The sequence below is a fragment of the Psychrobacter sp. NPDC078409 genome, assembly GCF_050268505.1.
Lineage (GTDB): Bacteria > Pseudomonadota > Gammaproteobacteria > Pseudomonadales > Moraxellaceae > Psychrobacter.
In genome coordinates this window covers 485,836-500,290 of record NZ_JBNNGW010000001.1, presented here as the reverse complement: position 1 = coordinate 500,290, position 14,455 = coordinate 485,836, and the positions used below count along the sequence as shown (strand labels likewise).

4 protein-coding genes, 1 pseudogene and 1 other annotated feature are annotated in these 14,455 nt (G+C 40.9%); of the genes and pseudogenes, 4 read left to right on the top strand and 1 reads right to left on the bottom strand.

What is annotated here, in order from left to right; translation table 11 throughout:
• The first annotated feature begins 97 nt into the window (after nt 1–97).
• From ACQKC9_RS01810 to ACQKC9_RS01795, 4 genes are all read left to right on the top strand, one after another.
• Nucleotides 98–9,517: a hemagglutinin repeat-containing protein gene (locus tag ACQKC9_RS01810; RefSeq protein WP_427620276.1), complete on the top strand. Its 9,420-nt coding sequence runs from the start codon at nt 98–100 to the stop codon at nt 9,515–9,517.
• A 14-nt stretch (nt 9,518–9,531) separates the two neighbouring features.
• Complete coding sequence (locus tag ACQKC9_RS01805; protein ID WP_427620275.1) at nt 9,532–9,945, top strand: Imm44 family immunity protein; 414 nt, start codon at nt 9,532–9,534, stop codon at nt 9,943–9,945.
• 95 nt (nt 9,946–10,040) lie between these two features.
• A complete protein-coding gene (locus ACQKC9_RS01800; protein ID WP_427620274.1) occupies nt 10,041–12,308 on the top strand; it encodes a polymorphic toxin-type HINT domain-containing protein in 2,268 nt (755 codons plus the stop codon).
• Entirely contained in the window at nt 12,305–12,883 is a 579-nt protein-coding gene (locus ACQKC9_RS01795; protein WP_427620273.1) for a hypothetical protein, read from the top strand. The genes ACQKC9_RS01800 and ACQKC9_RS01795 overlap by 4 nt, the downstream gene beginning before the upstream one ends.
• A 269-nt stretch (nt 12,884–13,152) precedes the next feature.
• Here ACQKC9_RS01795 and ACQKC9_RS01790 read toward each other — a convergent pair.
• Nucleotides 13,153–14,372, bottom strand: a pseudogene (locus ACQKC9_RS01790) (IS3 family transposase).
• Nucleotides 13,981–14,097: a sequence feature (AL1L pseudoknot), on the bottom strand. (Overlaps the previous pseudogene by 117 nt.)
• Nucleotides 14,373–14,455 lie beyond the last annotated feature (83 nt).

The window sequence follows — 14,455 nt, the reverse complement described above, 5'->3', positions numbered from 1 at the left end:
AAGTGGCTATCTTGGCAGTAACGCTCAAACCCTGACCATCAACTCCGAGCGACTAAACAATAGCAAAGGAGTGATTCAGCATTCAGGATCGGGTGCATTGAATATTAACTCTAGTGGCTCTTTGAATAATGCTTCTGGAGAAGTATTAACGGCTGGTAATTTCGTAATTGATACTCAAGCGATAGACAATACTCTCGGTAAAATATTTTCAATACAGGACAACACTGATAGCCTTTCAAAACTAAGTGGTCAATTGACATTGAACAATAACTCAGGTGAGATCAGTAGCAATCATCAACTGATAATTTCTGGGTTTGAAAATGTATCAAATAATAGTGGACTAATCAAAACTACAAATGATGCTGATTTGTCTATTAAAGAGATCAGTAATTTAAGTAACTCAAATACTATAAATAATTCCAAACCTACAGGTATTTTGGCTGCTGGTAATTTAATAATAGATGCCAATAACAATATTTACAATGAAAATGCCAAAATTGCTGCTAACAAAGCTGTAAAAATTATAGCTAGCAATATAATTAATAATGGCGGTGAAATATTAGCCAATCAGACAGTAACAATTAATGTTCATGATAAATTACTCAATAGACAATCAGGTGATATTGCCTCAATCAATGAAGAAGTAAATATCCAATCTGAAGAGTTTTCTAATCACAATAGTTATGTCAGTGGTGAAAAGAGTGTCAATATAAAAAGTGGGGTTAATTTTGATAACTCTAATGGGCAGATTAACTCAAAAGGAAATGTAACGTTAACGACTAATGCCCAAACTCTAGACAATACTAAAGGAAAAATAGTTAGTGGTAATACTTTAACGGTCAATGCTGATCAATCTGTTTTAGATAACACTCAAGGACTAATACAGCAAAATAGTGAAAACACCTTGATTCTTAATACCAAAAAAATAGCAAATGCCCAAACACTACTAGGTAAGACAGGAATTCAAGCACAAGGAAATATTAAGTTAAGTACTGACTCTTTGGACAATACAAGTGGCTATATTGTTTCTAACAAGGATATAAACTTATCTGCTCCCATTATTAAAAATGATAGTGGACAAATATTATCAGCTAACAACATTTATATAAATAAAAGCATAGATTCAGAGTCTGTGAGTAATGTGAATGGAACGATATATGCCAACAATAATATTGATATTACTCTTAATAATAAGGGTAAAGTAACCACGCTTATAAACCAAAACGCTAGTGGTCAGGGAGGACTAATAGAAGCGGGAAACAATCTTTCAATAACGGTCGATAATATTATCAATGGCTTTAATCAAGCAGTAGATAGTAATGCAGTACTGAAAGGTAAAGAAGTAGTGGTCAATGCTAACAATATTGACAATCAACAAGGTGTCATAAGTGCTACAGAGAGTGTCAATTTAAATGCTAATACTGAAATAGATAATTCTGCTGGTTTGATCCAAGCTAAGAACGTTGATATTAATAAATCTTTGCAAAATACTGGTTTACGATTGGTTAATGGCAGTATCAAGGGTGTAAGCGGTCAAATTTTTGCAAGCAACGATATATTTATAGACTCAAAAGAGCTATCTAATAGTGGTGGAGAAATAAAAGCAGCCAATAATTTAGATATAAACTTACATAACCCTACTGAGCAGTATATACATACCGACGAGACAGTATTGGAAGCTGGTAATACTTTGAGCTTTAAAACGGATGGTAGTTTCGTCAACAAAGGTGCATTATCTGCTAACAACATCAACCTTACGGCTCAGAGTATCGAGAATATCGGAGAAACCTCTCGTATTGAAGGGAATCTAAATACCTACCTTCAGGCGGATACATTGCTTAATAAAGGTCTGATCAACGGTGATGAGACTTGGTTAAATATTAAAGATCGTATTGATAACGAAAGTGGAGGGCGTATCTATGGAACGCATTTGGCCATCAATACAGGAACGCTCAACAATACACCTACTTCAGATGCTCAAGATTCAACCACCAAAGCACCTATTATCGCTGCACGTGAAAGTCTTGATATCGGTGCCAATGTTATCAATAACTTACCAAGAGCTAGCCGCGATAATAAGTTTGCTGCAGATTTCGAAGGTCAGGCTAAAATATTTAGCGCAGGTAGTATGACTATAGGTGGAGAGCTTAACAGTGATCTAGAAGCAGTTGGTCAAGCCAATACCTTAAATAATATTGGCGCTACTATTGAGTCTATAGGTGATATGAAGTTGTTGGTCAAAGATATCAACAATGCCAATGCGTCTTACCAAATCGACACACAAGTAAAAGAGGTTAGCCTAGATAAAAAAATGGAGGCAGTTAGAAGTCGAATTAGTAACAGTGGGACATATGAGCTCAGTGGAGATGGTTATTGTACAGATTATAGAAACCCTACAGAAGCTTGTATTAGTTGGGATGAAAACAACTTCTATGATGCATACCTCTCTGTATCAGCTATTGATAGATTGAAAAACGAGGATTTTAGTAATACTAGTTCAAAGACAAACGCTTTCCTTATTCATTCTCCTGAAAGATGGCACGAGGATCACAATACTGGAACGACGAAATGGTTTGATATAACTAGTTACACTAAGGTTGTAAAAGAAGACCAAACACTAAGTAGTGATCCTTCACGTATAGTTGTAGGTGGAAACCTTATCGTGAATGGTGATAATTTTAGTAATGATAAAAGTCAGGTTATTGTTGGTGGCGATATAGATTTTATCGGCAAAAATCTAGTAACAGACCCTAATCAAGCCTTAGGGAATCGATATATTAGCTATGAAGATAGTAAAATACGCTACTATGCAAAAGGTAATGGGGGCAAATGGGTAACAGAACAGGACAATCCTAAAGAAGATGAAGTCTTTAAAAACGCTGTCGATTTAGCGATCCTATCTAATGGACTCACAGCGCAAACTCTTAAAAATCAGAATATAGACAACGAGTCAGAAGACATCGCTAAAGGAAATATTTCTTCTGCAAATATCACTATCCAGCAAGTTAAAAATGCGACATATACTGATTATGATGAAAAAAATAGCAATGACCATTCAAAGGTAAATAGCTCTAGTGAGCTCGGTCAGACTGATAATGTAAGAGGGGTTCAATCTAATGCAACTATCATCGAAAGTGAAAACGACGTTGGCCAAGCGGTTAAAGTATTATTAGGGAATACTCAAAACAGCAATAATGTAACTGCTGCCACCAGTGGTGCTGAAATAAAAACGAGTCAAACTAAAACGAATGGTTTGCAACAGCTAATATTACAAATACTTGACAAAAACAGTGCAATAGCAGATTCGTCATCAAGTGCTGTAATCAACCAACCTTCAAGTCAAACTAGAACCGACGGTTTGCAACAGCTAATATTACAAATACTTGAAAAAAACAGTGCAATAGTAGATTCATCATCAAGTGCTGCAATCAACCAACCCTCAAGCCAAACGAAAGGTTCGTCATCAGCAGAGCTTGGTAATACAAAAGACAACGTAAAAATCAATGATAGTGTAAATACAACATCCGTTAAAGCGTATGAGAGTGCCTCTACAGATATTCAAACACTGATAATAAACATTGTAAATAATTCAGGCGATGTTTCAGCACTGCCTGTCGAACAACAGCAGCTATTATTCAAACTATTGAGTAGCAATGTTGCTACTGCTGATCAAATAATAACAGAGGATCAAAACTCGATTGAGCATTCTCAAGCTGATTTCGATATAAATTCCCTCAAAAAAATAGTCGATACATTAGTGGGAGATGGTACGAATAGCACTATCGATCAATCTAATGAGACAACGACTATAAAGTCTATCTCTATAACTGTCGATAGTGGAGATAGCGATAGTGAAGTTAGAACTTTAAACAAGGACTATATTGTCCCTGCTAATGCGTTGTATGGGGTCAGTAGTGATTCAAATGCTAACTATATTGTGGAGACCGACAGAGATTTTACACAGCAATCTAATTGGCTTTCGTCAGATTATATGTTGCAACAGTTGCATTTGGACCCTAATAAGATTCACAAGCGTCTAGGTGATGGTTACTACGAGCAACAGCTGATTCGTGATCAGGTAATGGCACTTACTGGTAAGAGGTTTTTGAACGATTATAGAGATGATACCAGAGAATATCAGCAGCTAATGGATCAAGGTGTAGCATTTGCACAGCAATACAACTTGATACCTGGTGTGGCTTTGTCTGCAGAACAAATGCAACAGCTTACCCAAGATATTGTTTGGCTGGTTGAAAAGTCTGTCACCTTGGACGATGGTACACATCTTAATGTGCTTGTACCTCAGCTCTACGTCACTGCAAAAGTAGACAGTATAAAAGGCGATGGCTCTCTTATTGCGAGTAATAACTTCTATGGAGAGTTTAGTGGTGATGTCGTTAATAACGCTACTATCGCTACCTCAGGATATATGTCTATCGATGCCAATAACATCACTAATAACAATCGATTCAGTGGTGATTTCGTTGATCTAACAGCTAAGCAAGATATCAATAACAATAGTGACATTGTAGCGCAGCGCAAACTGATCTTAGATGCTGGCGGTGATGTCAATATTAATAGTACAGTGGCTACTAGCCAAGCCAATAATGAACGTCATAGTAATAGTGTGACTTATATTGATCGTCAAGCAAGTATCACCGTAGGCAATAAAGACTCATCTGTCATTGGTGAGGACACCCTAAGTATCACCGCTGGGAAAAATATCAATGCAACTGGCGCTAACATTCAAAATTATGTAGGTAACACCACGTTATCTGCGGTCGATGATATAAACTTGAATGCTCTAAATGTAGGTAGTAGTGAGAGCCATCAATTTAGTGATAGTGACTATCGAAATACCAGTTATTCAAAAGATATAGGCAGCAAGTTGGCTACGGCGGGTAACTTGACTCTCTCGGCTAATACTATTCGAGGTGTTGCAGCTGATATCACGGTCGGTGGCGATGCCTTGCTTAATGCTAGACAAGATATCAACTTGCTAAACGGCACAGAAAGCCATAAAAATGACTCTTATAGCTCATCTGCTAGTAGAGATAGCCATTCTGAGCGTAGTACCAGTATAGGTAGCCGTTTAGATGCTGGTCAAATTGGAATGCAAGCGGGTAATAATATTGCCTTGTCTAATGCTAGTATCAATGCCGAGACAGGTATCGCGCTTGAAGCAGGTAATAATATTGCCTTTAACGCCGTAAAAAATGTCAATGTCAATGATTTTAAAGACCATACTGGCATCGATAATTCCGCGCATAAAGTTGATGTAGGCACAGAGCTTCAAAGCCAATTAGGTGATATCCGTATTACAGCGGGTAATAATATTACAGGTACGGCCACGCAGATAAATAACGAGATGGGTAATACTATCGTTATCGCTGATAATGATGTGACCTTTACTGAAGGAAGAGAAGAAACAAGTAGCGAGACTTCTCGCAGCTGGTCGAAAAAGAAGTTTTATGGTAAGAAAAAATACACTGAAAATGAAAGTATTTATACCAATACAGCGGTTACTAGTGATATTACTGGTAGTAATGTCATTATCAGTTCTAATCAAGGTAATGTCAGCTTGGTTGGTACTAATGTAGATGCCGTACAAGTGGCAGAAGTTACCGCAATGCAAGGAAACGTTACGGTTCAGTCTGCTGTTGACCAAGCAGCGAAAAGTACAGTTCGCACTACCAGCAATTTTTACAAGGGAACTGGCCAACAAAAAGGTTATGAGCGTGAGACCTTGAACGAGACAGGTATTAGCGGCAGCAGCGTTTACGTAAACGGTAAAAATGTCGATATAAATGCCGCAAGATTGCAAGCAAAAAATGGCAACCTACAAGTTGGAGATGCTTCTCTTGCTACTGATGTGCAAGGTAACTTACAGCTTGATGATAACGGTAAGCCTATTATCAAATCAGGATCGATTGATAATTTAACCTTTGGCACCATTGAGCTTGAAGACAGTGAGTGGAACAACAAGCAAAAATCCTATAAAGGTATTGCCAAAATTGGTATGCAAGTGGCGGGTGTTATCGGTGGTACATTAGGCATTACTGATGGTATTACGATTAGTAAGAGTAGTGAAGACACTAGCAGCAGTACTAGCGAGGCTGCCTCTAATTTGGAAGGTAACAACATCCACGTCGGCGGGAAAACGGTTCAAGCAAATGGCACAACCTTTACAACCACTCAAGTGGGTGGCAGTACATTTGTGCTTGGGGATGATATTGATTTTGGTGTGGCTACTACTACGAGTACTAACACCCAAAGACGACAAGAAGAAACCATCGGTGGCGAAGGTATCAAGCTAAACAGCGACAGCTTACAGCTTGGCGCAGTCGTTCGTACCGATAGTGAAGATACTAAGACAACAACAACTGTTACTCATCAAGGCGTCAAGATCGACAGTGACTATATCACTGTCCTTGGAGACATGACAGATGGCAGCTTAACCACCACAGCGGCTAAATTCAATGCTAATGAGGAAACTGGTAGCCTATTAGTCGGAGCTAAGACTACAAACTTAGGTGGTATCGAAAATACAGAGACCGTTACCAATAACAATAAAACGGATACCACTCGCATCAGTGTCGACGTGCATCATGCTTCAGTTGATGTCATTAGCGCCGCTGAACAGGTTAAAGAAGCTGGATCAGCGGTCGCTGCTGCCAAAAACGAGCTAAGCGATGCTAAGGATAGAGTGTCACGCGGTGAGCTCAGTGCAGATGCTGTGAAAGATTACGAGATTAATCTTGCTGCCGCTACCCTTAACCTCGCTAATGCCCAGATTAATTTGGGTAGCACAGCAGCTAGTGCCACTAATACCTATGCTACCGCAGGCTTTAGTGCCACTGCGAAAGCTGAGCACACTCGAACCACTAGCACCGATACGCAAAGCAAAGGCGAGTGGCAAGGTACAGAGCTCAATGGCGCTAATGCAACCTTTGTCGGCGATGACTTTACGGGTACCGGGCTCAAAGGCAATATTGGTAAGCTCAACATTGATAACCTTGGCAGCTTTACGCTCAATGCAGGTACCAACACGAGTAGTGGTAGCAGCACCAGTAAAACGAGTAGTCAAACTGGTAGCATCAGCACCACGGGCAGTGCCAGTCTTGGCATCAGCCAGCAGCAAAGCAGCGCTCAAAGCCAAGGTAACACTTACACCAACAGCGAGCTCAATGTTGGAGAGTTTAACGGCTACGCAGATACGACCAACTTAACAGGTGGTCGTATCAATGCCAGTGGTGGCAGCTATGCCACGGACACGCTGAATATCGAAACAGTTCAAAACAGTGCCAGCAGCAGTGACAAAAGCTCAGGCGGTAATATTGGCATCAACTTCGCAGGTGGCGCACCAAGCGGTGGTAGTATTGGCGCCAATAAATCTAAAGGTAGCAGTCAAAGCCTGATGGCCGCTGAACAAAGCGGTATCGTCTATAGCAGTGACAACCACAGCCTCACCGCAGGCAGTACCACTAATATCGGTGGTATCGTTGCTAAGATAAACACCGATAACGACGGTAATCAAACCAACGGCACACTTAACTTCACCACAGGCAGCCTGACCACAAAAGATCTCATCAACACAGCAGCCGAAGAGCAGCGCAGTATCGGTGGTAGCTTAAGCGTTGGTAGTACCCCAACTGGTAAGAGCCTGAATAACGTTGGCATCCAGCTAGGCAATACAGGCCGCGACTTTGAAAGTGAAACCCGTGCCACTATAGGCCAAGGCGCAATTATCACAGGGGACGCAGTTACAGGTAAAGACAGCTTAGCGGGCGTCAACCGTGACAGTCTCAATACCGAAACGATTATTAAAGATGTTCAAACGGGTGGACTGGCTATCGATACGGGTATTGATACTCGGGTGTTGACGAATGCGGGTCGGGCTGAGATTATCAAAGAGCAAAAGAAGTTGCCTGAAAATGTCAGACAAACTACTGAGAATTTAGTCAAAGGCTTACCTGATAATAACTTCAAACAAAAAACGCTAGCTGTGCTAGATAATATGGAAGCTCGTCTGGCTGAAGTACCTGTAGCGTTTAAGGAAGTAGGCGGTGACTTATTAGAGGCGTATCCTGAATATATCAAACAAGGAGGAGAGCCTGAAGACTTCGAGGCCATGTTTAACAACACCGAAGTGCTCGGAGAGATAAAAGAAATCAATAATCTACTGGCTGAAGCTGCTACCTATCAAGAGTCATACCGTCAACAAGCCGTTTTAGACTATATGGATAAAGATGGCTTGACTCAAGAACAAGCCATCCAAGAGGTAGAAAAAGACATCGCTTCTAGTAATTATCTTCTCAATAATTATGCAGCCATTAATGATACCAAGGATACTAAAGTCAACTCTGATACGGCAGCCGAGTATACATCTACTAGCGACTTAAGTAGTAACAATGATGATACAGGTAGTGGTCCTGATACATCAAGTTTACAGGCAGGTAACGGAGATTATGATGATGATGAAGTACCGTCTGTAACTTTAGATACAGTAACCGTAACTGCTCATAGAGTAACACTGCTACCTGATGCATCATCAGACACTGCTGTCATCGGCAATGATTCAATAGCGGTTAGTAATGACAGCAACTTAGCAATTGACATGCTCTCTAAAAGTGCACAGATCAAACGCAAGGTAGACAAAGTCGTTGCGCTGACTGGTATAAATCCTGATGATGCCATGCTCGCTGTGACGCTGGCGCTAAAAGGTCCTGTCGCTTTGGTTCAACCAGTGATTACGGATGCTTTGGTTGGTGAAAAACTGGAACAAGGAATAGACTATGTACAGAATATGGCGACAGGCTGGGTACATAACTCAAACGTAGATACCGTTAATAATTTGACAGACGGCTCCTATGTTCAAGGCAATCAGACGACCAAACAGCTATCAGAGCAGCTTGCCTTGACCAAAGAAGGTGTTGGGATTATTACTACGGTAGCGTTAGGAAGTGCAGCTGGTGTCACCTATCTTGGGACTAGAACAAACGGCGGGTCATCAATTCCAAGTATGGGTAATAGTCAAAGAGGCGCTATCGGTGATGCTAGAGAAGGCGCGTATACCAACAACTCTGATGGTAGTATCACAGGTCCAAATGGTGGAAGATTAACCAGCACGGGCAAGCCTGATAATAATGGTAATGAAATCTATCAACGAGAGAGCGGTGGTTACTATGTGATTGATGATAAAGGGGTTCAGCGGACAACTAGCTCGCCGAATGAGCATGGTAATACGTTGGGTGATCAGCCTGCTGAACTATACTGCCTGACCTGTCGCCGTACAGGTGAACCGAAAAAATATGGCGAAACTACTCATGGTGAAGACCGCTACGGGGTAGGTAACCAAAAGCGCTATTCTACTGATGAAATTGAAAAAATGGGTGTGATTTATACTCCTTTAGAAAAGGGTACTAAAAAAGAAATGCATAGAAAACAAACTGAAATGATTAAACAATATGAAAAAGAGAATGGCAAAAAACCAGAGCTAAATAAAACCTATCAATGATTAAAGGAGCAGCTATGAAATTATGGATGTCAGGTGAAGTAGAAAAACATGTTTTAGAGCCATTCAGACTAGCTATAATTTATTTAGAAGATGAAATCAATGCGAAAATTGCAGACAAAGACTATGATATAGACTTAGATAAATGGCGCTGCATAGCCATTTTAATGAAAGACAAAGTAGACCAAGAGCGGTATTGTGAAGTCATAAAATACTCATCCAAGACTAAAAAAATGGATTTTAAACTACAAATTGACTATCCTGAGTTTGTCAATGGAGATGCCAAGCGTCAGCAACAGCTTATCTACGAGATGCTCATGCGTAGTTTGGATTTATTACTTGAAAAGGGATTAAACGAAGCAGGCATTGAAAGCTTACGTCAAGATACACAAAGCGTTGCTTTAAAAAATGGCTGGATAATCGCTCATTAACATTACTGATTGTAGTGTGGGATGAGCCGTACACATAAAAGTTAAGCGCAATTAGATCAGAAAGCTACGATACTTCATGCATCGTAGCTTTTTTTATGTTTCTCACCAAAGCCACTGTTGGCCAAGGCGCTATTGTCACAGGGGACGCACTCACAGGTAAGGACAGCTTAGCAGGCGTCAACCGTGACGCCTTGAATACTGAAACGATTATCAAAGATGTGCAAACAGGTGGACTGGCTATCGATACGGGTATTGATACTCGGGTGCTGACGAATGCGGGTCGGGCTGAGATTATTGATGAGCAAAGGGATCTGCCGAAGAACTTGAAAGCTACTGCAGCTATTACAGGTACGGCAGGGCTTGCTGTACCTGCCATTACTGCGGGACTATTTGATAAAGGGAATGGCAACCCTGACAGTCAAAATAAATCAGGCATTGATAAAGCCAAAGACAATTTCAAGCAGCTCACTAATAACCTAGAAACAGGTATGAGTGATAACACGGTCAACCTTAACGCGACGGTAGAGGCTATAGTAGAAGGAGAGCTGACTAATACCGTTGACAATAATGATACCCTAAATCAGTTTAATACCGCTATCACGACAGGGACTGATGCGGATGGTACTCAAGTCAGTCTTGTTGATGATTTACGTAACGTAAATGGCGATAATGTTCTAGGTACGACCAACGTCATGAATGGGACGGATACTTACATCAACACGGATAGTATGGGTAATGTAGTAGAAATCATCAACCATGAAGCCGCGCATCAAAATGGACAAGGAGAAGCGGCTGCTCATGTTATGGGTGAAACAGGTAACAGTGCCTATAACCTTGGCACATGGGCAAACAGTGGTGCGATTGCAGAAGAGCGCACGACCATTACTCCTAAACCAATCACGACCACTAATGATGCAAAAGCACAGCAGGAGCAATTAGCAAGTAACAAGGAAAAGCTAGAGTCTCAGCAAGATAGTGGTGATAATTTAAATGATTGCGGAATTTACGATGGTTGTATCGCTAGTTACCCGGGAGAGTGGGATGATATACAAGAAGTATGGGGAACTAAAGCTCAACCTATAACACGTAAAAACTTCGATAACTTCGTATCAGATATGTCCAAAACATTAGGATTCGATGTAGAAGATGCTGCGATACACATCTTTAGACCTTTAATGGACAGTCCTGTAGGCGCAGCTGCTGGAATAACCGTTAAAATAAGTAGTAGTGGTATTAGAATTATAGGAAAAGGTGGAAAAGTAACAACTTATACTGCTAAACAACTTGCTAAATTAAATGCTAGTAAGAAGGCTGTTTCTGATATACCTGCTTATAAACCAGGTAATGAGGTATTGACCGGTACGCCTATAAAAAAAGCTGCGCAAACCTGTAGCACAGGTGAATGTTTCACCGCAGGCACCTTAATTCACACTATTCACGGTTTAAAACCAATTGAAACAATAGAGCGTGGCGAACTGGTTTGGTCGAGAGAGGAGTTTGGTGACAAATATGACTATCGTCCTGTCATTGCCACCAAAGTCACGCCTAATGCTGCTATCTTTGAAGTTAAGATAAAGCACTATGACGGCTTAAAAGAAACTATCAATACCACAGCAGAGCATCCCTTCTGGATTGACGGTGAAGGCTGGCGTAAAGCATCTATCTTAGAAGCTGGAATGAAGCTGTTAGATAAGCAGGGAAGGGCGACAGCTACCGTAGTGAGTCAAACTGCTTTAGACAAAAAAGACACGGTTTATAACTTTGAAGTACAAGACTTTAGCACCTATCATATCGGTGAGATGGGTATTTGGGTTCATAATGCGAATTGTTGTGACTTAGCATCTATCATAGTGAAGGGCAAACAAGCCAACGTTATCGGGACAGGTGGCAACAAGCTCGTCTATGCCATAGACGAAAAAACAGTCATCGGTAAGCTAAAGTCTGGTAAGCCACTGTCAGCCCTCCAAGACGAAGCAGCTAAGTTACAACAGCTTAAAGACCTAGGCTTTCCAGTGGTCAACGCTAGAACCACTACACATGATGGCGCACCTGCGATGATAATGGATCGCTATGCGCAAAGCTCAAAAGACATTGCTGCGCTAGATAGTAAATCAGGAAAAATCAAGTTAGTAGCTAATGCAGATACCAGCCTATTAAATGCCCGTAGTGCTAGAGACTTAAAAGCCATCAGAGATAAAATGGTAAAACAAAAAGTAAAAATTGATGATTTACAGTTTTTAATTGGCAAAGATGGCAAAGTTGTAATTAGTGATCCATTATATATTCATCCTAAGACTAAGCCTTCGCCGAAAAATATAACTATGATAAACCTATTAATTAAAGAAGCGAGTAAAAACAAATGACAATATCAGTTTATGATATGAATTTACCTAGTAACCTTACAGAATTGCTTGCTAGCTTAGTGGGGCGTAAACTTATCAATATTATTAAATTTAACGATGTGCCTGAACAAGAGCTTATCGACAACTACTTTATAGAACCTGAAGACTTTTTTAGTGATCCGCTAGGGCCGTACTTATTCTATTTTGAAGATGGATTGGTCATAGGTGGTGTTAGCGACTCTCGTAAAAATACAGTGCTAATGTGGGTCGAAAAAAAGGAAAATGGTGAGCACCGTGACTGGCTACAAGAGGAAGATGAAGACGCCGTTCCTTTTTATGCTAAAGATTTTGATGAGTGGAGTATTTATCTCAATCAAGTAGTCAAATCAGTGACCATTATCAAAGAGACTTCTGAGACTTACTCTAAAATACTGGACTTACCAAGCGAGCGAGGGGTGTTGTTTGAATTTGAGAACGGCTCTGGACTTATTATGTCACATGGACTTAATAATAATACTGACGGTCCAACGCTTGCTAAACCTGATGGGATAGATCCTTATTTTGAGGGTAATCTGATCTATATACCTGTTGCGTAATATTGTGTTTGTTTAGCGCATGATTATATAACCTAATACGTAGTTAAAAGATCGGCGATATAAACTCATATATCGTTGATCTTTTCTATTTTACATTTCAACTGGGGAACTAATATGTTGAAAGTTGAGAATTTCAATCAAGATATGACTAGCAAATAATAGAGTGTCACTTGGTGAGTTTAGAGTAGGTGGCATCAAAAATCATGAAATTAATTTGGCTACTGCTACTGTGAACCGCCCCGACTATATCGGAGAGTGATTTACTTGAGTCAGGCAGCAATGCCTGACAGGGTTAAATTATCATAATACCGCTTTTCAAACTCAAAAGGCGACACATAACCAATCGTACTATGCAAACGGGTTTTATTAAACCAGTCTACCCATTCAAGGGTTGCTAATTCAACGTCGTTGACGCCAGTCCAGCTTTCCTTTAGATATTCAATCACCTCAGACTTATACGGCCCATTGACCGTTTCAGCCAGTGCATTATCGTATGAATCACCAGTTGTGCCAACAGAAGCGATGATACCAGAGTCACACATTTTATCAGTATAACGAATAGATAAATACTGAACCCCTCGATCGCTGTGATGAATGACATCTTTAGGATGGTTTCTATCTGCTATTGCTTGGTTTAATGCTGCCATCACCATATCGGTGTTCATGCGATCAGATACCTTCCAGCCCACGATAACGCGAGCAAACACATCAATGATAAAAGCGGTATATACCCAGCCACTCAGTGTCTTGATATAGGTAAAGTCCGCAACCCATAACTGGTTAGGGCGGTGGGTGCTAAAGTTGCGATTGACCAAGTCATCAGCGCGCTTCTGGTCATCACGGCTGTTGGTGGTTATCTTACCCTTATCACGCCAAAACCCTTGTAGGCCATGCTGGCTTATTAAGCGCTCTACGGTGCAGCGAGCTAGATGAATGCCATCCGCTTTCATCTGCTGCCAGACTTTGCGTGCACCGTAGCGGCACTTACTGTCAGTCCAGATGCGTCTGATTTCACTGAGGTAAAAGTCGTCATGCTGACTGCGAAGGGAACGCTTCTCAGGGCAATCCTCCAAGTCTTTAGCAGGGTGATAGGTTGATGGAGCAATCGGTAGTACTCTACAAATTGACTCGATCCCGTATTGATATTTGTGATCATCAATGAAATGAACCATCACTTTAGTGGGCGGCCGAGCTCCGCCTGGGCGAAAAAAGTAGCAGCCTTACGTATAATCTCATTGGCTTGCTTGAGCTCTTTATTCTCACGTTCAAGCGCCTTAATGCGTTGCTCTTAGCTTTGCGCTTGTACGGATGCCGGAATAGTTTGATCGATGTGCTTTTTATACCAGGAGCGCAGGGTTTCAGGCGTGCAGCCAATCTTAGGGGCAATGGCTTGGATTGCTGACCAATTGGATGGATAATCGCCCGACGCTTCAATCGGCATGCGAACGGCGCGTTCTTTAATCTCGGGGTTGTAGGTTTGTCTTTTCATTGTCGTATTCTCTCAGAATGTTGAGTCTCCGACAATCCCGGGGCGGTTCAAAAAGTTGAAGTTATTAAAATAGGAGATAATGT